Below are 22,238 nucleotides of genomic sequence, written 5' to 3' on the forward strand. Positions count from 1 at the left end.
GACGCTGGTTATTCCTGATGATGACTGGATGAGCTTCGGGATAGGGCATGCGCTGAAAACGATTCCTCCTGTTAAGTCAGGCCATCTGTCGGCGCAACGCACTTCACCGACTATCCACTTTCGCGAGCGTCACGGATACTGCGAGCCGGTGGTTGACCGAACATACGCGAATATTCACGTGTAAACTGCGTCACGCTCTCGTAGCCTACGCGGTGGGCAGCAGTGCTGATTGCAGCACCTTGCACAAGCATAAGTTTTCGGGCTTCGACCAGGCGCAACTGTTTTTGAAATTGCAGCGGTGTAAGCGTAGTGACGTTGCGAAAATGCTTGTGAAACACCGAAATACTCATACCCGCTGCATCGGCCAGTGTTTTGATCCGCAACGGCTGATCATATTTAGCCCGAATAATCTCGACAGCCCGGGCGATCCGACGGGCATGGCTATCAGTATTTCCCAGGGCGCGCATAGATTTGCCATATCGTCCGGACAGCAGCCAGTAGTGCAACTCGCGTACCAACTGGCGACCCAGCATCTTCAACGCGTGCGGTCTGTCGAGCAATTTCAGCAGGTGCAACGCAGTTTCTGCAACATCCTCTTCGATCTGGTCAACCCTCACGGGCAAATCCGGAGACGCCTCCAGTTTGTCCATATCGTCAACCAGTTCGGTAATCACAGCGGCGTCAAGCTCCACGACAAATGAATAATATGGGGTGGCGGCGCTGGCCGTGATTACCTGACTTACTGTCGGCACATCCATCGTGACCAGCAAAGACTCCCCCATGCCAAAATCGAAAGTATGACTTCCCATCGTCACGCGCTTTCGGCCTTGCAGCACAAGTGCGAGCAGTGGTTTAGTAATGGCGAACTGCAACATTGAAGGTGCGGTCTCGCTTAAAATGAATACTCCTGGAATGGGGGTTGTTGCCACACCTTCTTTATTGAGGTGCGCGTCGGCATATTTCCGCGCCACCCGTAGTAGCGCCGCAGTCGTAGTCGTCTTTGCACCTTCAGACTGATCGGTGTCTAAGGCACATCCTTCAGATAATCGGGCCATCGCTATCATATTTTTAGGCTAAGAAATGTGATTTGATTGTGCGCTAATCTTAGTGCGGTTCTGGTTGAATAGAAATTTCAAAATTATCAGGCAAGTTTTCGATATTATCGGGCAACCTGAAATGCTTCGTGATGGGTAGTATTTTATCTCCATTCATCGGGAGATATTTCATGACAACCATTTCTCTTGTGACCGGTGCCAGTCGCGGCCTTGGTCGAAACACAGCACTGAACATCGCCCGCTATGGTGGCGATGTGATCATCACCTATCGTAATGGTAAAGAAGCTGCAGACGCAGTGGCGGCAGACATCCAGTCCCTTGGCCGTAAGGCAATTACACTTCAACTGGACGTGAGCAATATGTCCTCCTTTCCCGATTTCGTGACCGCCATAAGCGCGGCATTGAAAAGCAACTGGGGACGCGATACGTTCGACCATCTGATCAATAATGCCGGACATGGAGAAATGACCGATTTCATGAATACCACAGAAGAGCAGTTTGATGCGCTCTTTGATGTCCACGTGAAGGGCGTATTTTTCCTGACTCAGTCACTTCTGCCGATCCTGACCGATTATGGACGGATTATCAATTTCTCATCGGGTCTGACTCGGGTGTCATTCCCTGGGTTCTCGGCCTACTCGGCAGCCAAAGGTGCGGTAGAAGTGCTCACCGTTTATATGGCTAAAGAGTTAGGCAGCCGCGGCATTACAGTTAATGCCATTGCTCCTGGCGCGATCGAAACGGACTTCCTTGGCGGCGCTGTACGTGACATTCCCGATTATAACAAAGCCTTTGCAGGTATGACGGCGCTTGGTCGCGTGGGACTACCTGATGATATCGGCCCGATGATCGCAAGCCTGTTGGGCGAGGACAACCGATGGGTCAATGGTCAACGCATTGAAGTTTCCGGCGGGCAGTCGATTTAACCGCTCCGTAATAGATTCCGCTCCTGGTGGGATCTATCGTTTCCCCCTGTCTACCATAACCATAAGAGGTCCTGGTGCGGGATAATACGCGGAGACCGGTACAGCGTTAAACGTAAGCGAACCAAATGAACTGGAAACGTTACTAGACGGGCTGCAGGTGCAGCCCGTAACAGCGACAGCACTGCCAGACGAAAAATTTGTTTACATCACCTGGCGGACGGCATCAATGGCAGTTTTGCCTGAACACCCCGACTAACCTGCCGCCTGTATTAGATACAGCCCTCAGTTAATAATGTCGGATCCTTCACTTTCAAAATTACCTTTCTCCAGTCTGTTGCAAATCAGGTCAGACACTTAATCCGGTGACAGTTACCATGCGCAATTCAGCTCACATGTGTATAAGAACCTTGCCTATAATTTTGGATGATTCCAGTGCCTCGTGAGCTTCGGCTATATTTTGGAGAGGCATGTTTAATCCGATTTTTGGCAAATAGCATCCTGATTCAAGGCACGAGTTGATATCTTCTATAGCAGCTTTTTTTAACTCGTCAGGAACATTGTAGATATATACGAAACGCAAAACACAGCCATGCTTCATTGCCTTCAGCAAGGGAATGGAAAGCTCGTCCGATGCGCTGGAAGTTGCATAGGCGCTTATAACCCCACCCTGGGACAAGCAAGCTAAATTGATATCAAGGTTATCTTTCAAAGCGACATCAACAATACGGTCAATGCCGAATCCTTCGGTCATTTTCATAATAATAGTCGCGATATCTTCCGATGTCCGGTCAAGCACTAAATCTGCACCATTCTCCTTCGCTACGGCGGCTTGTTCTGCGTTCATTACTGTAGTTGCAACCCATGCGCCTGCCCACTTTGCCAACAGAATTGCCGCTGTTCCGACCACTCCAGCTCCGCCATGAATCAGCACTCGCCGGCCTTCGAGACGGCCATCAGAACACAGGCAATGATGAGCGGTGAGCGCGGGGATCCCGAGGGAAGCTCCTACTTCGAATGAGACCGTATCTGGCAAGTGAACCGCCTGACGAGACGGAACCACAACGAACTCTGCTGCCGTGCCTGTTGCCCGGCCGTATTGTGCTTCGTATACCCAAACCCGCTCACCAAGCCTTTCCGGTGACACGTTCGCGCCAACCGCATCAATAACGCCTGCGCCGTCCTGATAAGGAATGATGCGTGGATAAGGCATATCTGCGGAGAAGCCAGTTCTTGCTTTAACATCGGTAGGATTTAACCCAGAAACATGAATGCGCACGCGCACTTCATCTGGACCCGGTTCCGGTATTGGCATTTCGCCGACTTTCAAAACATCACGAGCACTGCCCTGGACTTCATAAAAAGCGGCTTTCATCACTGTATCCTTCAATTTCTTCAAGAAAAAAGAACGCGGCACGGTACCGTCCGCTACGAGAAAGATATTTTAGATACTATGGTTTACATTGAAAAGTAGGGAGTCTTTTGATACATAGGGATATATTTTATACTAATGGTAGATGTTCGACTGATGAAGAAGCAAGCGACTCATGAGTATCGGTGCACTGTTGAAGCGACCGTTGTGGTTGCTGGAGGAAAATGGAAGCCGCTGATTATTTACTACCTGCTTAGCGGAACCAAACGATTTGGAGAACTTCGAAAACTCATCGGCGGCATCACTCAGCGTTCGTTGACACTGCAACTTCGGGAGCTTGAATCGCACGGTATTATTTCTCGGGAGGTGTTTGCCGAAGTTCCACCACGCGTCGAGTATTCGCTAACAGAGTTTGGGCTGACTCTGACCCCCGTTCTCAACGCTATGAAAGAGTGGGGAGATAGCTATCTCATCTGGCAAGAAATCAATGGGAACAATAAACATGCTGAATAACAGACTCTTTTAATCCTGGTAATTGACATGGCCAATCTTCGCTCTCTGGATCTTAATCTGCTGGTCGTCCTGCATGCTTTGTTAGAGGAACGGCACGTAACACGAGCTGCACGACGTCTCGCGCTGTCACAACCAGCAACCAGTAACGCTCTGGACAGGTGTCGACATGTCTTTGATGATCCATTATTGGAGCGTGTCGCAGGTGAAATGCGATTAACGGCTAAGGCACAGTCGTTAAAAGAGCCGTTGTCCCAGGCACTGCTTGCCATATCGGCTGTTGTAGAGACACCACAAACTAACTTGACGCATATTCGTCAAACTGTTCATCTGGTAATGGCTGATCAACCAGGCCTGGCGGTCATGACCCATCTTTTAACCAAATTAAGTACCAGCGCTCCGAAGGTGAATTTAGCGCTATTGCCATGGCGCAGCAGTAAGGATGCCCTCCATCGTCTGGAGAATGGTGAGGCTGACATTGCGATCTCAACGTTTCCTGCGCTTCCTCCAGAATTTCATCGCCAGGAAATTGGACATGAAGGCTATGTTGTGGCCATGCGGGCCTCGCATCCTGCCGTTCAAAAATTTAACGTGGATGAGTGGTTGGCATGGCCCCATATAGTTGTTTCCGGCGAAGGGAATATACGTGGGTCTCTGGAAGAAGTATTAGCTCAACAAGGAAAAGCTCGTCATGTTGGCGCGGTTGTACCGAATTTCACCATGATCGAACCTTTGCTTAAAGCAACGGATATGATTGCTATTACGCCTATAAATTGTCTTTCTGACACCCAATCCCTGGCGATTTTCGAGCCACCTACCCCGTTGCCAGGCTTCAGTCTGCATTTAGCCTGGCACACGCGAAGAGATAGCGATTTGGTCGTGAAACATGTAATCGAAACACTACGATCCTTCTTTCAAAAAGAGGGTAACGTAACTTCTGTTCGATAGTATCTTATCGAACTTTAATCTTTCTGGCATAAGTACGAATGTCGAAAGCTATATCAGTCCCTGAAGGGCTTAGTAGCTGAGACAAGTTGATGTTTACGAAGAAAGACCAAGTTTGTCTGCTATCCTGGACTACTGACCAATATCAGATCTCCTGCAGCCCGGTTGAAGAAATCCAGGATTTTAATACCTCAACATAGCGGGTTCCCTCATCCTTGAGTTCGTCCCGAGACAGCTGATTGGCACGGTACACGATAAATGGGGTATTCCAGGTCAGGTCACAACGGTGGGCTGTAGCGCGAATAGGAGCAAGTAGTTCTGACATGGTGAACATATTACGTCCGCCCTGGCTATAAGCGTCAGGACTATTGCCTGCGGTAACCGAGACCATTATAGGCATGCCTCGTAGCCTGCGCCCCTCCGACTCGTAGTTAATGTAGAACAATCGAGTTAGCACGGCATCAAGCCATGCCTTCAATATCGGTGGGGTAGCGTACCACTGCATAGGGTACTGCAGGACGATACGCTCCACGCCCAACAAGCGATGCACCTCGGCATCGGTGTCAATCACGCCATTGGGATAGGCCTGCTGTACATCGAAGATTTCGACCTCAGCAAGCTGGGAGGCGGCAGTGGAAAGAGCAGCGTTTGCACAGGAGCGAGTAATATCAGGATGGAAAAGTAACACAAGCGTTTTCGACATGGGAATACTCCGGCTGGTATATCCTGTTAGCTTTATCCTGTACGTGTTATTTGTCTAATGGATTATTGATATGACAGATTATTGATTGTGTGAATGTATGGCATTGAATATTATTGATGCCTTAACGCAGCCATCAGAAGCGCATGATGAGCGAAGACAACCCCGTCAAGCGACAGTCTACGAAACTCAAGGAGCTGTTACAGAAGTGAAGGATACGTGTTTTAGAGTTTATCGATAGCGAACGGGAAGTTGTGTAACTTTAAGATTATTAATTATTTTTTTGCAGTATTTTCTTGATGCTATGGTCACTATATAGTAAAACCTGCCGTTGAAGGTCACTTTACTGCAATTTTTTTGGAGATGAAGTTTCATCCCGTTACCGTCAAGGCTATTTTAGGGTATTGACGCTAAAAAAAATAAAAGCAGTCTCTTTTCTCAATCAATAGTCAATAGTCAATAGTCACATTACTTACGCTAACTCTGCTAACGCTTTCCTGGTGGCTATGGCTGAAAATATGTTTTCTGATAACAGCTCATAATTAATAACATCAGAACGATATTACCGTTTAACCATAATGTCCGCTTTTCGCTCAAAGCGGACCTTCCGTTCCCACCTGCCTTTTGCCTTGAACTCCTTTCTGCCGTATCTCGTTTGCCCTTCCATACGATTAATCAGTCCAGATCCGGCTTTCAGGGTTTTCGGATCTCTACTGAAATGAGAAGAGAAAGGAACCAGCATACTAAGCTCAGCATCACTTTCAGCAATGACTGACCCATCACAAATTACAGCTTTGAAGGACAGAATTTAATAACGCACATTATGAATGCTAGGTTAGCATAATAAGCAAAACAAAGATGAAAGGAACGATGATGCTTAGCCAGCTTAACCTGCGTTTTCACAAAAAGCTGATCGAGGCGCTGAAAGTGCGTGCCGGTCGCGAAAATACCTCGGTCAATGCCCTGGCCGAACGCTTCCTTGATGACGGCCTGAAAACGGTCGCGCCCGGCGACGGGTACTTTCAGCTGATCGCCGATCCGGAGGCCACGGTCCGGCAGCTGTACCGGCATATTATCCTCGGCCAGACCTTCGGTACCGCAACCGTCTCCCGGGATGAGCTGCGCTTCATCCTAGTTCATGCCAGGGAGGCCTTCCTGCGTGGGCAGGGCAGACTGGCCACTCTCCCGGCCCTGCGTACCCTCATGGACATCACCCGGGATCTGCTGGCCTGGCATGTGGCTTCCGACCGTCCTCTGGACGACCATTACCTGACGGGGATATTCCGCCTGGCCGGGGAAAACTGGACGGAAGAGTTTGACGCCTTCCTGGCAAATCTGCGTCCTGTTGTGGATCAGATGTATGCCGAGCACCTGCTGCGCCCGCTGGAGAGCGACTGTTTTGGCCTGGCGGACGTGCCTGACGCGGTCCTGGCGGAAATCTTCACCCTGCCGCGACTGAAGGCCATTTTTCCCCTGCTTCTGCGCGGGCTGGACTGGACAGAAGGGAAGGCCACCGCCCTAGCACAGGATCTGCGCCCGGCAATCCCGGCCGTGACGGAAACCATCGAAGCCGGCACGCTGCGCCTCCAGATCCGCACCGACGGCCAGCAGCCCGGCGAGCGCCCGGGGGCCTGGTACACCACGCCCCGTCTGCACCTGATCATCACCGGCCAGGACTTTGTGGTGCCGTACGGCTGGGAAGCGTTCTCCGAACTGCTGGGCCTGTTCACGCTCTATGCCCGTCATCCTGAAGCCCTGGCGCACGGCCACCAGGGGGAGCGCGTCATGTTCTCCCCGCCCGGACACGTATCAAAAGAGGGATTTTTCGGGATCGACGGGCTGCGGATTTTTATGCCAGCGGATGGGTTTGAAACTCTGGTCAGCCAGCTGACTTCTGCAGCAGAAACAGGCACGTTGTCAGAGGCCCTAATCGGGCTGCGCTGTCTATACGGAGACATGTAAGGAGAACCATATGTAAATTAACCTGCCCGCCCTCAGCGACAGTATTCTGAGGGATAACCGCCTTTTGGCAAAAAACTATTCAGAGCTGGATGCTAAGGCCCTCGGGGATGCGCTCAGGCGCTACCTTCAGGCTCTCGCCATGCTCCGCGGGGAGTGGCATACCCTGCCAGCCTGTGGATTGCCCGTCACGATCAGCTGACTCTTTATCGTCCCGGATTGCTGTCGGCTGAGCGAATCATCCTGACCGATAGGCTGGAGGAAGCGGCGTTACGCCTTGATACCGTGGATTCTTCGCAAGCTATGGACCATCTGGTACTTAACAGTGCAACTGATCAGCTTGCAGATATCAGGGCCGGCGTGACGCAATTTGTGAGTTTTGTGAAGGAACATTTTCATCATATCCAAGCTGATTTCATTGCTTTCACACCCTGTGAATCGGTCAGGCAAGGAGCAGCAGCGTAAGATGCAGCTCCTGCAGGATAACCCCGCCCGGCATTTCCTCTACAGCGTGATGCCACCGGAAGTAGTTCAGCTTTACGAGCGTGGCCTCACCGTGCGGGGCATAAGACGGGTTAGCGACGAAGGGCATTTCCGTTTTGTGTCAGCAAAAACGCTCCCGGACGAAATCATGCAGGAGCTGCGGGACTGCCTGAGTCCTTTTACCAATGCGTATATGTACCAAGAGTTTCAGCCAGTCGAAGTGAAGGAGGACGGGACATTCAGGGCAAGGATCCCACGCGGGAGACACGAAAGTCGTAAAGGATATGACCGTGGGTGCGCGGGGCCATAAACCGGAGCGTCTATTTTCACTACCGGGGACTGCTCACCGATATCAACCAGCCAGCCCGGGCCGGCGTCTCACTTGTCACCCGTTGCCCGGTACAAGGCAAAATACTACAGAAACTGGATGCCTCAGGAAAACTTTCACGCAGGATGCTCAAGGTTAATCTCCCGTTTCTGCAGGATCTTTCGTTACAGGACATTTTCCATATCCGCACCGATTATGAGCAGAGCGTGATAGCTTTCCGGCGTGCATTACACGACTGTGCGGTTGAAATGGAGCGGGCCTCCGGGTTGAGCTGCCGCTGGAGGCTGTTGGGTGTCACGATACTGGCCTCCCTTTTACGCGCTCGTGGGCTTCGATATCCTACCAGAGCCTTTATCCGGCACGCTTCATCAGCCGCCAGACCCGGTTAATCCCGCACTGTTGCCTGCTATCTCGTAGGTCGAGATGGATCTTGCGGTAGCCATAAACGCAACCGGACTCCAGACAGAACTGTTTGATTTGTCCTGTTAGACTCAGATCCGCCTGATGTCGTAGTGAATGTGGCTGCTGAAGCCAGTTGCAAAACCCACTCGGATTAACATCCAGAACCCGACAAAGCAGACGAACAGGCCAGCAACAGGTGTTGTCACGGATAAAGGTGTACCTCAGTCGGACAGCTTTGCGAAGTACGCCGCGGTTTTTTTAATATGTCCCGTTCGTCAGTAACCCGCTTCAGCTCCTTCTGGAGTCGGCGGATCTCGGCCTGAGCATCTGACTGCTCTTTGTTGATGGAAGAGTCCGGCCCGTACTTCTTTATCCAAACGTAAAGACTATGGGTGATGATATCGAGGCGTGTTGCAACGCTGGAAACAGAATGGCCACGATCAATAACCTGTTTGACTGCTTCAATTTTAAACTCTTTAGGATAACGCTTACTGCTCATGTGCACCTCTCTTCAGGCCATCTTAAATGACTCTGAGGAATGTGTTAAACCCGTTGCGATTCAGAGCTGAATATGAAATCCCCTTATGAATACCGTGATGCCATGTTAGCATTTAACTAGCCGTGCCCGCTTTAGCAAGGCCAATTCCAGCCAATCTTTTCGCCGCTTTTGAGTCGTAATATCTAATTCGAAGCACTTTATAGTGAAATGACTTCAATGATAATTATAGACATGCGATATGCTTATCCATAACGTGACACAGATCACCATAACTTTGTGATTAACATCAAAAATGTTCCAAAAAATAATTCGTATATCCAAGTGATATCTTTCATCAATTCCATTTAATAATCTAATTGGATCTGATATATCAGATAATTATTTTTTATTTCATCTGTATGTTATACATAAGAAATTTGGTTAAAAATGACTATCTCTAAGCCCCCTTTTCTACTTGTGATACATCACAAATTGACAGTAAAAAATTCATACATAAAATCGATGACAAGAACAAAAAAACCAATTACAAAAACTTACCCTACGGTGACAAATATGAGTCAAACAATCATTAAACAGATAGATAAACCGACTAAAAAAAGAATATCGTTGCTCTTGATTTTGCTGCTGACTATTACTATTGCGTATTTTGACAGAGTCAACGTAACAGTATTAATAGCAGATGAAACATTTCAGAAAGACCTTGGGATAATGGGCGATCCTGCTGCAGCTGGACTAATAATGACATTATTCCTCATCGCATATGGTGTCGGCAACGTAGTTCTTAGCGGGCTGGGCGATTATTTAGGTGCTAGGAAAACAATGGTTATTGCTATGTTAGGATGGTTTATCGCGATGGTCATTGGTGGACTTGCGCCGACGCTGATGGTTATGCTGATTTCCAGATTCCTGCTGGGACTCGGAGAGGGCTTGCATTTTCCTACCATGAATGTGTTTTGCCGCCCGTGGTTTCCTAATCATGAAAAAGCCAAGGCTAATGCTGTATGGTTTATAGGTACATCACTGGCCCCGGCGTTTGGGTTACCAGTATTTGTATGGCTGGTAGCGAATTATAGCTGGCACTATACATTTATTTTATGCGCCATACTGGGTCTGATCCCGATGTATTTTGTCTGGTTTCACACCGCAGACACTCCTAGGGAACATCCAACAATCAACCAGAAGGAAATAGATTATATAGAATCAGGAATGCCAGAACCTGAGCAAAATGACAATACAAAGAAACTAACTGACACCATTAAAATTAGTTTTAACCTCGTTTCAAAAAATTATCTTTACTGGATAATGGTGATATATTACAGCATCCATAATATCGTCTGGTGGACTCTGATGACCTGGCTTCCTACATATTTAAAGGCAGAGCGAGGATTTTCCTGGACAGAGATGGGTGTGCTAGCATCAATGCCATTTATTCTCGGGATTATCTGTAAATTATTAGCAGGATGGGCCTCCGATAAAATTGGCAAACGGGCACCATTCTGTATCATTGCCATGGGGGGAGCAGCTATTATGCTCTATCTTTCTGCAAATGAAGTAAATAACTGGGCGGCAGCAATATATATTCTTATCGCGATGGGAGTCATCACTCCAGGCGCGCCAATAATGATGACGATGTTACAGGAAATCCTTCCCAAAAATGCATTATCTTTTGGGACAGGATTGCTCAACGGCATTAGCTATGCTGTTGCCGCGCTAGGGCCCGTTGTAATTGGTTTTATTATGTCGAATTACGGAAGTTTCAGTGCAGCCTTAAGTCTTATTATTGGTTTGGCCGTTGTTGGATTTATATGCGGCATCATACTGACATTGCGAAAATTTTAAATACCCCTAACTAAGTTTATATGTAAATAATTGGAGAGTAATATGAAGATTACAAGCATTGAAGTTTTTGACTGCAAGCTGGGAAAAAAAGACCCATCATTAAGTTATTTCAACCCAGTATTTATTCGTATTAATACTGACGAAGGAATATCTGGTATTGGTGAAGCTGGCCTGGCTTACGGAAGTGGTGCCAATGCTGCCGTCGGCATTTTTAAAGACTTGGCACCATTCCTCATTGGTCAAGATCCATTAAACATTGAAGCCATCTGGGAGCATTTTTACCGAGGGACATTCTGGGGGATGAGCGGAGGCCCAATCTTTTACGCGGGAATGAGTGCTATCGATATTGCATTATGGGATATCAAAGGTAAATATTTCAACGCCCCAATTTACCAGATGATTGGGGGGAAAACTAATCCCGAATTGCGTTCTTATGCGAGCCAACTTCAATTTGGCTGGGATAAAAATCAGAGAGCATTATTGGATCCCGCGGAGTACGCGGAAGCCGCAGTTAAAGCAGTAGAAGAAGGTTATGACTGTCTCAAAGTCGATCCGATCCAATTCTACGGGGAAACTCCAGAGTTCAATGCATTAAGGAATCCAAAACAAAGCTACTTTGGCTTACTCGATCCTTCAGATATCAAACGTGCATACAACAGACTTAAAGCAATGCGTGATGCCGTAGGGCCAGATATTAAAATCATTTTGGAGGTACATTCACTTTTGGGAGCCAATGCAGCCATTCAATTAGCGAATGCTGTTGAAGAATTAGGTATTTATTTCTTCGAAGAACCAACAAACCCAATGAATTCTGATGCCTTTGCAAAAGTCGCTAACCGGATCAATATCCCAGTATCTACCGGAGAGAGAAGTTACACCCGTTGGGGATATCGTGAACTTCTTGAGAAACAATCTGTCGCAGTTATCCAGCCTGATGCCTGCTTGGTTGGCGGTGTGACTGAAACTAAAAAGGTTTGTGATTATGCAAATATTTATCATGCCACTGTCCAAGTCCATGTATGTGGTGGACCTATCTCTACAGCTGTATCACTTCATATAGAAACCGCCATCCCTAACTTTATTGTACATGAACATCATACTGTTGCATTAAAAGAAGGAATGATTGAACTTTGCAAATATGATTATCAGCCTGTCAATGGATTCTTCCATGTCCCAGAATTGCCAGGGCTTGGGCAGGAACTGAATAACGATGTAGTGAAAGAATTTTTTGCTTACGAGATTAAATAATATTTAGCGGTGAGGGTTATCCCTCACCGCCTTTTTATATCATTGAAAATGCATTGTGCCTCTGCAGCATTGAATTTCGGCTATTATATTTACCCCTTCAATGATCTGCTCTCCGTTGATTAATACACCGCGATGTTAGTAATGTCTTCATAAGCCCCATGAGAACACCTCCATGAAGAAGCTTTTTTCCGACGAACAGATCATCAGTATTCTCCGCGAGGCTGAAGCTAGAGTTTCTGCTCGTGGGCTCTGCCGCAAGCACGCCATTTCCGACGCCACCTTTTACACGTGGCGCAAGAAGTATGGCGGTATGGAAGTACCCGAGGTTAAACGCCTGAAGTTGCTTGAGGAAGAGAACGTTAGACTCAAGATGCTGCTTGGCGAAGCCATGCCGGATAAGGAGGCACTTCAGGTGACTTTGGGGCGAAAGTACTGACGACAGACCTGAAGTGGGAAGCCGTTGAGTTTATGTGTGATGAGACCGGTCTGTTACAACGTCGTGCCTGCGGGCTTACAGGTTTGTCACTGTCGACCTGTTGCTACGAGATCCAGCGTCCGGCGGCTGATGCGCATTTACCAGGGCGTATCACAGAACTGGTACTCGAACGAAGGCGTTTTAGTTACCGGCGCATCAGGCAGTTATCACGTCGGGAAGACCTTCACGTCAACCACAAGCGGGTATATCGCATTTACCACCTTAACAGCCTGAGTGTGAAGCGCAGATGACGTCGTAAAGGTCTGGCGATTGAGTGGCTTCCGCTTCTTCGTCCGGATGCACCGAACCCGGCATGGTCGATGGATTTTGTCGTGGATGCACTTGCCAGCGGCCGTCGGATTAAGTGCCTGACTTGCGTGTATGATTTCACGAAGGAGTGTCTGACGATCACCGCTGCTTTCGGTATTTCAGGCGTTCAGGTTTCGCGTATTCTGGACAGCATCGCGCTCTTTCGTGGCTATCCGGCGACCGATCAGGCCCCGGAATTTACCTGCCGCGCGCTCGATCAATGGGTATTTGAGCATGGTATGGAGTTGCGGCTTATCCAGCCAGTTAAACCAACGGAGAACGGATTTATTGAGAGTTTCAACGGTCGCTTTTGGGATGAATGCCTGATTGAACACTTGTTCAGCGATATTCTTCATGTCCGGAAAATCATTAATGACTGGCCGCAGGCATATAACGAGTCCAGACCTCATTCATCGCTGAACTACCAGATGCCGGCTGAATTTGCAACAAGCTGGAGAAATGGAAAATTAGAAGGCAAACAAACCGACATTACTAACTGATCGTTGTATCTAATACCGGGGCCAGGTCATAAATCCCCCAATAGTCAACTAATCTTTGATAAGAATCACACTGTATCAATAATACAATTAGTGAAGGCATTTAACTATGATATGATCAACAGAACAATCATAACAAAGGCTCCTTAAGAATGATTCATGTTCCGATTCCAAAATCCGTTACTGATGTGGTTACCGATTTAATAAGAGAAATGATAATTTGCGATGAATTACATTTTGGTCAAAGAATAATAGAAGATGATTTAAAAAAAATACTCAACGTTAGTAAAACCCCTATTCGGGATGCACTTCTAAGATTAAGCATTCAAGAATGCCTAATTGATGTCAGGCCTAGAATCGGATCTTTTGTTTTTAGTATTACATCAACATTGATAGAAGAACTTGTTAGAATCAGGGTGTTACTTGAAAATGAGGCATTACGCCTTGCAATCGAAAACAATCACTCTTCATTTGTTAAATCCTTATCAAAAAACATATCCCTGCAATCTGACATGATAGAAAAAAATAATTTTTCATCTTATCGAAAACTGGATGTATCTTTTCATCGACTTTTTCTAGAATCCTGTGGTGATCTAACACTAAGGAATGCTTATAAATTGATTGATTCCAGATTTTATGCTATGCGTAACCGAATCAATTTCACACCTGAATATCAATTTAAATCCATTGCTTATCATATTGATATTTTTGAAAGCATAAGAGAAAAAAACATTGAAGAAGCATGCAGATTAAATAAATTACATATTGATGTGAGTTTTACAAAGCGTGCAAAACTTCTCCTTACAAATTTTTGCGATTAGACTTGAGGTTATTTAAATCCCTTAAGTGCTTCTGTAAATGTAGCTTCTTCTCTTCGCTTATAGATTACCATTGACCGGAGGATGTACTATCTTACGAGAAGATTAAAAAAACCTGCAATTTTACCGCCATTTCGGTGCTTCGACTTTAACGTATTAGTAGCTAATCGGCATCAATATTATCCAATATGCAAGTTAAAAACTTGCCTACCCTATCTTCTTCACTCTTCCATGCGATTAGTCAGTCCAGATCCGGCTATGCTATTTTTCGGATCTGACCGGAGAAAGAGAAGAAATAGCATAGGCTGAACATATCCATATGCCATGCATCTGCATAGGTTCGGCATACGCATATCCCTGCCATCTGCATATGCAATCCACATACATATGCAACACATCTGCCTATACTTGGCATATGTACACACCCGGTGTAATGAACACATTTAGCATATGTGCAACATATCCAGCTAGACACGGGAGATGAAACCATGAGAACCGTATCCATTTTTAAAAACGGCAACAACCGCGCCATCCGTCTGCCCCGCGATCTGGATTTTGAGGGGGTGAGCGAGCTGGAGATCGTCCTGGAAGGGGACAGCATCATCCTGCGCCCCGTCCGGCCGACCTGGGGCTCGTTTGCACAGCTGGAAAAGGCAGACCCGGACTTTATGGCGGAGCGCGAGGACGTTGTCACCGACGAAGGACGATTTGACCTTTGAACAAGACCTGGATGCTCGACACCTGTATCTGCTCCTTCATCATGCGCGAGCAGCCGGAAGCCGTCCTGAAGCGCCTAGAGCAGGCGGTGCTGCGCAACCAGCGCATCGTGATCTCGGCCATCACCTACTCCGAGATGCGCTTCGGTGCCACCGGCCCGAACGACACGGCTATCGCCGGGCACGCCATCGCCGCCAGCGCCGTCCTGGTGACAAAAAATGTGCGGGAGTTTGAGCGGGTGCCGGGTCTGGTGCTGGAAGACTGGGTTAACTGACGGCAGAAATAACGCATAAGGGACGCATATCCGCTTAGTGCCAGAAGCGGACATTGCCAGCGCACTCTATTGCCAAAATGCTGTTGGCACACTTCATATTGACATATTTAAATATGTTGATACCGTAAAGGGCATTACAACATCAAAACGAGATGTATCTATGAACGTATCTGCGATACTCAAAGCCATATCCAACGATTCCCGACGCCAGATTCTTGGTTGGCTCAAACATCCACTTGAGCACTTTACGCCTGTCACTCAGGCCGATGTGGATCTTGTGGCGACGGGGGTATGTGTGAGTCAGATAACCAAAAAGCTGGATATGACTCAGTCAACCGCATCGATCTATCTCAATACCTTACAGAAAGCAGACCTGGTGATTGCTACCCGTATCGGGAAATGGACTTACTACCGCAGGAATGAGGCTGTTATCAAGCAGTTCGCCAGGTACATCTCTGACGGTCTTTAATTTATCCATACATATTGATAATTCGCAATATGTAGATGTTTATCTTAACAAGGTACTTCTGATTATGCGTAAACTTAACTCCCCTCTTACTTTTAGACACGGCATCGAGATCCCCAACCGTGTAATGATGGCACCCATGACATCTAAAGCGGCGTCCTGGGAAGGGTATATTGAAGATGAAGACCTGGCTTTCTTTGGCCATCGTTCTAAAGCCGCGTCCATCCTGGTGACCGGCGCGACAGCGGTGAGTAAGTACGGTGAAAAATTTCCATTTCAGATGTCCCTCTATGACGACAGCTTTATCCCAGGAATGCGTCAACTTGCTGAGCGAATGAAGCGTCACGCTAATAAAGCCCTGGTGCAAATCTATCACTCGGGTTTGCGTTCTGTCGTGTCACTGGAAAAACACGGCAAGGTATTCGGGCCGAGCAACGTTAAGTTTGGTGAAATTCCTTATGAAATCACTGAACTTACCGAAGATGAAGTCTGGGACGTGGTGCGCATGTTTGGTGCTGCGACAAGGCGCGCATACCTCGCGGGTTTTGATGGCGTGGAGATTCACGGCGCTTACAGTCATCTCATTCAGCAGTTCTTCTCACCTTATTCAAATAAACGGACGGATTTTTTCGGCGGAACGCTGAAGAAGCGGATGAACTTTGCCCTGGCAATAGTGGATGAAGTGCAGAAAGTTGCCCGTGACTGCTGGGGTGAAAACTACATCGTTGGATACCGGCTTACCGAAGAGAAACGGCATGCCAACGGTGACGGCTACGGCATCGAGGAAACGTTACAGCTGATTGATGCGCTTGCCGGTAAGGAGCTGGATTACATTCAGGCCTGTGATAACAGCTTTAATGAAGCAATATCCAGCACCATTAATGGGCGAACAGTCTTTATCACTGTGCCACACACGTTCTCAGCGTCAGAAACCCAAAAAGAACTGGAGCATGCCGATATGGTTTCCCTGGCACGGGCTTGTCTCATCGAGCCTGAGTTTGCCAGCAAAATCAATGAAGGCCGGGAAAGTGAAATCATTACCGCTATCACATCGACCGCGATGGCGGAAAGCCTGCGGTGGCCGCACCGCATGATTGAATGGCTGCTTGATCCCAATGGTAGCGAAGAGGTGCCTGAAGGAATTGAATACTTCGAGCCTCTCCTTGAAACAAGCTTGAGCTAATTTTTCGCATCCACAGGAGGTTCAACCGTGAATGATCCATTATTCCACACCCTTTCATTAATGCGGGGGGCAGAGCTTAAAAACCGAATGCTCCTCGCCCCGTTAACCAACCAGCAAAGTGAGGTTGACGGCACAGCCTCACTGGCGGATTTTGAATGGATAGAACGTGTTGCGCGCGGTGGCTATAGCATGATTATGGCGTGTGCAGCCAATGTCCAGGAAAACGGGAAAACATTCAAAAATCAGCTCGGCATCTGGAATGACGATCAGCTGCCGGGTCTTCGCCGGATGGCCGACATAATACGCACACAAGGTGCGGTCTCCTCCATTCAGCTGCATCACGGTGGTTTCCGGGCGGGGTTTAACCTTAAAGGCGGAAGAAGCGTTGGCCCTTCTGATAACCTCACTTATAACGCACGCTGCCTTACCCGGGCAGAGGTACAACAGCTGCGTGATGATTTTATCGGTGCAGCGAGCAGGGCCAAAAAAGCAGGGTTTGACGGAGCAGAAGTTCACGGTGCGTTTGGCTGGATTTTGAGTCAGTTTCTCTCATACACACTGAATCAGCGCACGGATGAATACGGCGGGAACCGTGAAAACCGGGCCCGGCTTATTATTGAGATCATCGAAGGCATCCGCCGGGAATGCGGTCAGGATTTCCAGATTGGACTCAGACTGTCTTTCGAACGGTATGGGATGGACTTTGAAGATATCCTGTATGTCGCCAGAAAGTGTCTGGCAGAAGAGCTGATTGATTATCTCGACCTTGCGCCATGGGATGTGAGATATGTGCTGGAGAGCGGCGCTTATGCCGGAAAACGAGCGATAGATGTATTTTCAAGTCTGCCCCGCGGGAAGGTGAAGCTGGGCGCATCAGGGAAGCTGATGAACGCGAACGATGCCAGGAGGGTTATCGAGGCAGGGCTTGATTTTGTCATGATTGGACGGGCCGCAATCCTGGAAACGGATTTCCCCGAAAAGATCAAAAACGATCCCCATCATACATCACCATCCCTTCCGGTTACCGAAGCATATCTAAGGGAAAATGGACTCAGTAATGATTTTATAGATTACATGCGCCACTGGGATAATTTTGTAAGTGACTAACTGCGTATGAAACAGAGACCGTAACTGTTGCTGATCTAATGCGTAACGTCCGCTCTTCGCTCATAGCAGACATGACTACACTGGCATGTTATTTTGAAGTTACTTGGCGTACTGGAACCATTCAACGTGCTATGGTTATATTTTAAGGTACCTTTTTGGAACCCTCTACGAAATGAATTTAAAATAAAATTTTAAATATCAACAAGATATAATTCAAAGCACAGAGACGCCAGCCCACCAAATAATGATACGGATATGTCCGGTGAAGTACAGAAAGCCCGCACTGCGCAAGCTCTGCGGGCTTTTTTGTATCTATCCCTTCTCGCCCAGCGCCCCCTCACACGCCAGCGCCAGCACCATCAGTGCCGCCTCATCCTTCTGCACCGATAACATCTCCATCCCCACCGGCAGACCGATACGGCTTACGCCGCACGGTAACGTAATGGCAGGCAGGCCGCTGATAGCGGCCAGTTCTGGCGCGCAGCCTGGCGGCATCTTCGCCATACTTTCTGGTAACCGTTGTACGGTGGGATACACAAATCCGACGATGCGTTGCGCCTCAGCCACCTGGCAAAGGTTCTGCCGCAACAGGCGCTGAAAGCGACGCCCCGCCAGCCAGAGCGGGGTTTTCAGCGTGTTACTCGCCAGCATCTGACGTAGAAACGGCGCAAACTCCGGCAGGAAAGCGCCGGAGTCCACAATGCTTGTCAGTCCGGAGGGAGCGCCAGGCTGTTTGCTAAGCCAGTCGTCAATCGCCACGCGAAATTCATACAGACTGAGGCAGGTGGCCTGCCTCACCTCTTCAAGGAAAGGGAGTGAAACCTCCACCAGCGTCGCTCCGGCACGGCGCAACGTGTGCAGCGCCGACTGCCAGACCTCCAGCTGTACCTCATCCTCTCCCTGTAACGCGGTTACCACACCAAAGCGAACGCCTTTCAGCGAACGCACAGGAAGCGCAACCGGCGGCAGGCCATGGATCACCGCATGCAGCAAGGCGGCATCTTCAACGCTATGTACCATTGGCCCAACGGTATCTTTGCTGGGCGAGAGCGGCGCTACACCGTCCAGCTGTGAACGGCGAAAGGCAGGCCGTAGCCCCACCAGCCCGGTATAGCTACAGGGAATGCGGATAGAGCCGCCGGTATCGGTACCCAATGCGCCATCCGCCATTCCCGCCGCCACGGCCGCAGCGCATCCTCCGCTGGAACCTCCGGCGGTGAGTGTCGGGCAAAGTGGATTCGCCACATCGCCCCCCAGCGAGCTTCGCGAGCGCACATCGAACGCGAACTCGGACATATTGGCCCTGGCGAGAATAATCGCCCCCGCGCTGCGCAATCGCTGCACCACCCGTGCATCCGCTGTCGCGTTAAGTGAGGCCAGCGCCCGGCAGCCAAGAGTAATGGGCATCGGCGCGCAGGCAATATTATCTTTGACGATCAGCGGCACGCCGTGCAGGGGGCCGATCGGTTCTCCACGTCGACGCTGCTGCTGATGCTGTTCCGCCTGAGACATAGCGTCAGGGTTAACCCCGAGGATCGCGTTGAGCGCCCGGTGCTGCTGTATGACGTCGAGACGGTGGGCAATTTCCTCCGGGCAGTCGTCTGGCGGTATCAGGCGCTTCATAGTCTCAGGCTCTCTCGTGATGAAAACCGGGCAGAAGGCTGCCCGGGATACGTTTTAGTCCCGCATGCCGGTAGTAATGGCATCAATGTCCTGCGGACGCAGACGAATTTCCGCCGCCCGTCGGTGCCCCTGCATCCCCTCGGTACGGCTCTGGCGGATCGCCGGTTCTGCGATTGCCGGGATACCCTGCTCGTCAATCCACTGATGGGTACAGATTTTGACGTACGCGCCAACCCACAGACCGCCGGTATAGCGTGCCGCCGCCATCGTCGGTAACGTGTGGTTGGTGCCGCAGCATTTATCAGAGAACACCACACTGGCGTTCTGACCAATAAACAGCGAGCCATAGTTGCGGATCTTCGCCGCCGTCGCGTGCGGATCGCGGGTATGCACCTGCAAATGCTCCGTCGCCATATGGTCAGCAAAAGCAATCAGCTGCGCTTCATCTTCGCAGAGCACAATCTCACCCTGCCGGCGCCACGCCTCCCCCGCCGTTGCCGCCGTTGGCAGGCTGGCGAGCTGACGCTCAACCTCCGCCAGGGTACGCTCAGCGATATCCCGGCTGGTTGTCGCCAGCCCGACGCGGGTATGAATATCGTGCTCTGCCTGCGCCAGCATATCGGCGGCCAGAATGCGCGGGTCGGCGCTGTCGTCCGCGATAGTGAAAATCTCGCTCGGCCCGGCGAGGGCATCAATGCCGACCCGACCAAAAACCTGGCGTTTCGCTTCATTAACGAAGGCGTTGCCTGGCCCAACGATTTTGTCCACCGACGGAATGCTCTCCGTTCCCCAGGCCATAGCCGCAATGGCCTGCGCGCCGCCAACTTTGAAAATGCGGTGCGCGCCTGCCAGATGGCAAACTGCAATCATCGCCGGATGGGCGCCCGGGGGCAGACAGGCGATAATCTGTTCACAACCCGCCACCGTCGCAGGAACAATCGACATCACGGGAGCGGAGAGAATCGGATACCGACCGCCCGGCACGTAGCAGCCCACCGTCTGCACCGGGATGATCCGGTGACCGAGATGCACGCCAGGCAGCGTCTCTACCTCCAGCGGCTGCATGGTCGCCAGCTGCGCCTGCGCAAAACGACGCACCTGATTAATCGCAAACTCACTGTCGCGGCGCGTCTGGGCATCCATCCCCTCCAGTGCTTCGGCGATCTCCTGCTCGCTCACCTCAAACTGCGCGGGCACGACCTTATCAAACTGCTGCGAAAAGGCTCTTAGCGCCGTATCGCCTTCGGTTTTCACGCGCTCGATAATGGCGCTGACCTTCTCCGTCAGGGAACGATCGGCCTGCGCATCCTGCCCCTGCGGGCGCTTAATCCAGCTCACCTTATTTAACATTTACGCGTCCTCCATCTGGCCGAGTTTGATCTGCGCCAACAGCGCCAGATGGTCGTAAACCACCCACTCATCAACAATTTTTCCGTTGACGATGTGGTAGTGCGACATGCCCATCACAAACAGTCGTTCTCCGGTCGGCTTGCCCAGTTCGCCGTAACCCAGGTGATGCCCTTCGATGATCCAGCGAACGGCCACTTTGACGCCGCCTTCATCGCACGGGTTGGAACAAATATGCTGCGGCAGCCACGCGCCGTCAGGGATCATCCCCACCAGCGCCAGCGTCTGATGGGTTACCGCCGCGGTGCCGTACAGCTCTTTCATCAGCGGACCGTGCCACTGTACGTTAGGCGCATACACTTCTTTGATCTTGCCAAACATCCGGCGGTTGTAGATCTCATGCAGCCAACGCAGGCACTGCTCCTCAGTATCGGTGTGCGCAATGGAAACATCGCACTCCATCTCCGGCGGATATTGCCCCAGCATGCGGCCGTTTTCGCCGATGTCCATCACGCGGAAGCCTTTATCGAACTGCTCTTTTGCCATATTAAATGCGATTTGATCGGTGTTCAGGCCAAGCTGTTTCATTAACGACATGTTGTCGCTGACCACCCACTCCCGATAAATTTTATTCTCGTGGATCATGCAATCCGCCACGGTCCGGGTAACGAAGGTGCGGTTGGTCGGCTTGCCTAAATGGCTGTGCTGGGTATGCCGCCCGCTTCCCGTCACCAGGTGAGAGGTATAAAAACCGTCAACATCATTTCCGTTCCAGATAACCTGGGTTGCCATTCCGCGCCGTTCCGGGAAGGCAATTAAGCGTTGCAGCGTATCCTGTACCACCTGTTCACGGTTATAGAGTGTCCCCAGCGCGTTATACAGCACGCAGTTATGGGTATAGTGAGAATAAATTAAGCCGACATCGCGCTCATCCCATATTTTATGGGTGCAGCGAACGATATAATCGACAATATCGGTATAGCAGTCATCAAAGCCGCGTAATGATTGCACACGCGGTCTTTTTTCCGGTACCAGATCGAGAAAATCACGACGCTCCACCTGTAATACAGGTTCCTCTTTCAGCGATTTCACGCTGCTTTTTTCGGGTACGGCTGGTGCTTTATTTGTTGCTTCGGTGGAAGACATATAAACTCCTTCT

The 22,238-nt window shown here is 49.7% G+C and carries 19 protein-coding genes and 2 pseudogenes; 14 read left to right on the forward strand and 7 right to left on the reverse strand.

Annotation, left to right across the window (positions count from 1 at the left end; translation table 11 throughout):
• Positions 1 to 110: 110 nt before the first annotated feature.
• Complete coding sequence (locus SK47_RS16400) at positions 111 to 971, reverse strand: AraC family transcriptional regulator (RefSeq protein WP_048245094.1); 861 nt, start codon at positions 969 to 971, stop codon at positions 111 to 113.
• 254 nt (positions 972 to 1,225) lie between these two features.
• On the opposite strand from SK47_RS16400, the gene SK47_RS16405 reads away from it, so the two are divergent.
• A complete protein-coding gene (locus SK47_RS16405; protein WP_048244750.1) occupies positions 1,226 to 1,981 on the forward strand; it encodes an SDR family NAD(P)-dependent oxidoreductase in 756 nt (251 codons plus the stop codon).
• 388 nt (positions 1,982 to 2,369) lie between these two features.
• Here SK47_RS16405 and SK47_RS16410 read toward each other — a convergent pair whose 3' ends face one another.
• A complete protein-coding gene (locus tag SK47_RS16410) occupies positions 2,370 to 3,395 on the reverse strand; it encodes an NADPH:quinone reductase (RefSeq protein ID WP_255354010.1) in 1,026 nt (341 codons plus the stop codon).
• A gap of 111 nt (positions 3,396 to 3,506) precedes the next feature.
• On the opposite strand from SK47_RS16410, the gene SK47_RS16415 reads away from it, so the two are divergent.
• Positions 3,507 to 3,863 (forward strand): winged helix-turn-helix transcriptional regulator, encoded by a 357-nt coding sequence (locus tag SK47_RS16415; protein ID WP_048244755.1) that lies wholly within the window; start codon positions 3,507 to 3,509, stop codon positions 3,861 to 3,863.
• Between the two features lie 27 nt (positions 3,864 to 3,890).
• On the forward strand, positions 3,891 to 4,808 hold the full coding sequence (locus SK47_RS16420) for a LysR family transcriptional regulator (protein ID WP_048244757.1): 918 nt from the start codon (positions 3,891 to 3,893) through the stop codon (positions 4,806 to 4,808).
• Between the two features lie 142 nt (positions 4,809 to 4,950).
• Here SK47_RS16420 and SK47_RS16425 read toward each other — a convergent pair whose 3' ends face one another.
• Positions 4,951 to 5,508 carry an NAD(P)H-dependent oxidoreductase gene (locus SK47_RS16425; protein ID WP_048244759.1) on the reverse strand — a complete coding sequence of 186 codons (558 nt, stop codon included), beginning with the start codon at positions 5,506 to 5,508 and terminating at the stop codon, positions 4,951 to 4,953.
• Between the two features lie 870 nt (positions 5,509 to 6,378).
• On the opposite strand from SK47_RS16425, the gene SK47_RS16430 reads away from it, so the two are divergent.
• A complete protein-coding gene (locus SK47_RS16430) occupies positions 6,379 to 7,467 on the forward strand; it encodes a hypothetical protein (protein WP_048244761.1) in 1,089 nt (362 codons plus the stop codon).
• A gap of 153 nt (positions 7,468 to 7,620) precedes the next feature.
• Positions 7,621 to 7,929, forward strand: a complete 309-nt coding sequence (locus SK47_RS24370; protein ID WP_255354011.1) for a hypothetical protein — start codon at positions 7,621 to 7,623, stop codon at positions 7,927 to 7,929.
• A gap of 602 nt (positions 7,930 to 8,531) precedes the next feature.
• On the opposite strand, the pseudogene SK47_RS24005 reads toward SK47_RS24370, so the two are convergent.
• Positions 8,532 to 9,176 (reverse strand): annotated as a pseudogene (locus SK47_RS24005) (IS3 family transposase); the annotation flags it as partial.
• A gap of 552 nt (positions 9,177 to 9,728) precedes the next feature.
• On the opposite strand from SK47_RS24005, the gene SK47_RS16450 reads away from it, so the two are divergent.
• The 9 genes and pseudogenes from SK47_RS16450 to SK47_RS16490 all read left to right on the forward strand — a co-directional run bounded on the left by SK47_RS16450 (position 9,729) and on the right by SK47_RS16490 (position 18,109).
• Complete coding sequence (locus SK47_RS16450; protein ID WP_048244766.1) at positions 9,729 to 11,015, forward strand: MFS transporter; 1,287 nt, start codon at positions 9,729 to 9,731, stop codon at positions 11,013 to 11,015.
• Positions 11,016 to 11,057: 42 nt separating this feature from the next.
• Complete coding sequence (locus tag SK47_RS16455; protein ID WP_048244768.1) at positions 11,058 to 12,263, forward strand: mandelate racemase/muconate lactonizing enzyme family protein; 1,206 nt, start codon at positions 11,058 to 11,060, stop codon at positions 12,261 to 12,263.
• Positions 12,264 to 12,435: 172 nt separating this feature from the next.
• Positions 12,436 to 13,547 (forward strand): annotated as a pseudogene (locus SK47_RS24010) (IS3 family transposase).
• A gap of 149 nt (positions 13,548 to 13,696) precedes the next feature.
• Positions 13,697 to 14,365 carry a GntR family transcriptional regulator gene (locus SK47_RS23405; protein WP_075262107.1) on the forward strand — a complete coding sequence of 223 codons (669 nt, stop codon included), beginning with the start codon at positions 13,697 to 13,699 and terminating at the stop codon, positions 14,363 to 14,365.
• A gap of 485 nt (positions 14,366 to 14,850) precedes the next feature.
• Positions 14,851 to 15,081 carry a type II toxin-antitoxin system VapB family antitoxin gene (gene vapB / locus SK47_RS16470; protein ID WP_048244772.1) on the forward strand — a complete coding sequence of 77 codons (231 nt, stop codon included), beginning with the start codon at positions 14,851 to 14,853 and terminating at the stop codon, positions 15,079 to 15,081.
• Entirely contained in the window at positions 15,078 to 15,353 is a 276-nt protein-coding gene (locus tag SK47_RS16475) for a PIN domain-containing protein (RefSeq protein ID WP_048244774.1), read from the forward strand. The genes vapB and SK47_RS16475 overlap by 4 nt, the downstream gene beginning before the upstream one ends.
• A gap of 37 nt (positions 15,354 to 15,390) precedes the next feature.
• A complete protein-coding gene (locus SK47_RS16480; protein WP_255354012.1) occupies positions 15,391 to 15,822 on the forward strand; it encodes an ArsR/SmtB family transcription factor in 432 nt (143 codons plus the stop codon).
• A gap of 64 nt (positions 15,823 to 15,886) precedes the next feature.
• Positions 15,887 to 17,002 (forward strand): oxidoreductase, encoded by a 1,116-nt coding sequence (locus SK47_RS16485; RefSeq protein WP_075262108.1) that lies wholly within the window; start codon positions 15,887 to 15,889, stop codon positions 17,000 to 17,002.
• A 27-nt stretch (positions 17,003 to 17,029) separates the two neighbouring features.
• The gene (locus SK47_RS16490) at positions 17,030 to 18,109 is read left to right on the forward strand and encodes an NADH:flavin oxidoreductase (protein ID WP_219810790.1); all 1,080 of its coding nucleotides are present in this window, start codon (positions 17,030 to 17,032) and stop codon (positions 18,107 to 18,109) included.
• A 312-nt stretch (positions 18,110 to 18,421) separates the two neighbouring features.
• Here SK47_RS16490 and SK47_RS16495 read toward each other — a convergent pair whose 3' ends face one another.
• Genes SK47_RS16495 through SK47_RS16505 form a run of 3 tightly spaced genes read right to left on the reverse strand, consistent with a single transcriptional unit; the run spans position 18,422 to position 22,225 of the window.
• Positions 18,422 to 19,732: an amidase family protein gene (locus tag SK47_RS16495; RefSeq protein ID WP_048244776.1), complete on the reverse strand. Its 1,311-nt coding sequence runs from the start codon at positions 19,730 to 19,732 to the stop codon at positions 18,422 to 18,424.
• Between the two features lie 54 nt (positions 19,733 to 19,786).
• On the reverse strand, positions 19,787 to 21,082 hold the full coding sequence (gene hisD / locus SK47_RS16500) for a histidinol dehydrogenase (RefSeq protein ID WP_022651679.1): 1,296 nt from the start codon (positions 21,080 to 21,082) through the stop codon (positions 19,787 to 19,789).
• Positions 21,083 to 22,225 carry a nuclear transport factor 2 family protein gene (locus SK47_RS16505; RefSeq protein ID WP_048244779.1) on the reverse strand — a complete coding sequence of 381 codons (1,143 nt, stop codon included), beginning with the start codon at positions 22,223 to 22,225 and terminating at the stop codon, positions 21,083 to 21,085.
• Between the last annotated feature and the right edge of the window lie 13 nt (positions 22,226 to 22,238).

The organism is Enterobacter sp. BWH52, from assembly GCF_001037565.1.
Taxonomy (GTDB): domain Bacteria; phylum Pseudomonadota; class Gammaproteobacteria; order Enterobacterales; family Enterobacteriaceae; genus Enterobacter; species Enterobacter hormaechei_C.

Excerpts from the sequence above, each read along its gene's own strand:
- SK47_RS16420 (WP_048244757.1), top strand. The coding sequence starts at position 3,891 with ATGGCCAATCTTCGCTCTCTGGATCTTAATCTGCTGGTCGTCCTGCAT.
- SK47_RS16415 (WP_048244755.1), top strand. The coding sequence starts at position 3,507 with ATGAAGAAGCAAGCGACTCATGAGTATCGGTGCACTGTTGAAGCGACC.
- SK47_RS16430 (WP_048244761.1), top strand. The coding sequence starts at position 6,379 with ATGCTTAGCCAGCTTAACCTGCGTTTTCACAAAAAGCTGATCGAGGCG.
- SK47_RS16425 (WP_048244759.1), bottom strand. The coding sequence starts at position 5,508 with ATGTCGAAAACGCTTGTGTTACTTTTCCATCCTGATATTACTCGCTCC.
- SK47_RS16455 (WP_048244768.1), top strand. The coding sequence starts at position 11,058 with ATGAAGATTACAAGCATTGAAGTTTTTGACTGCAAGCTGGGAAAAAAA.
- SK47_RS16495 (WP_048244776.1), bottom strand. The coding sequence starts at position 19,732 with ATGAAGCGCCTGATACCGCCAGACGACTGCCCGGAGGAAATTGCCCAC.
- vapB (WP_048244772.1), top strand. The coding sequence starts at position 14,851 with ATGAGAACCGTATCCATTTTTAAAAACGGCAACAACCGCGCCATCCGT.
- SK47_RS23405 (WP_075262107.1), top strand. The coding sequence starts at position 13,697 with ATGATTCATGTTCCGATTCCAAAATCCGTTACTGATGTGGTTACCGAT.
- hisD (WP_022651679.1), bottom strand. The coding sequence starts at position 21,082 with ATGTTAAATAAGGTGAGCTGGATTAAGCGCCCGCAGGGGCAGGATGCG.
- SK47_RS16505 (WP_048244779.1), bottom strand. The coding sequence starts at position 22,225 with ATGTCTTCCACCGAAGCAACAAATAAAGCACCAGCCGTACCCGAAAAA.
- SK47_RS16450 (WP_048244766.1), top strand. The coding sequence starts at position 9,729 with ATGAGTCAAACAATCATTAAACAGATAGATAAACCGACTAAAAAAAGA.
- SK47_RS16405 (WP_048244750.1), top strand. The coding sequence starts at position 1,226 with ATGACAACCATTTCTCTTGTGACCGGTGCCAGTCGCGGCCTTGGTCGA.
- SK47_RS16485 (WP_075262108.1), top strand. The coding sequence starts at position 15,887 with ATGCGTAAACTTAACTCCCCTCTTACTTTTAGACACGGCATCGAGATC.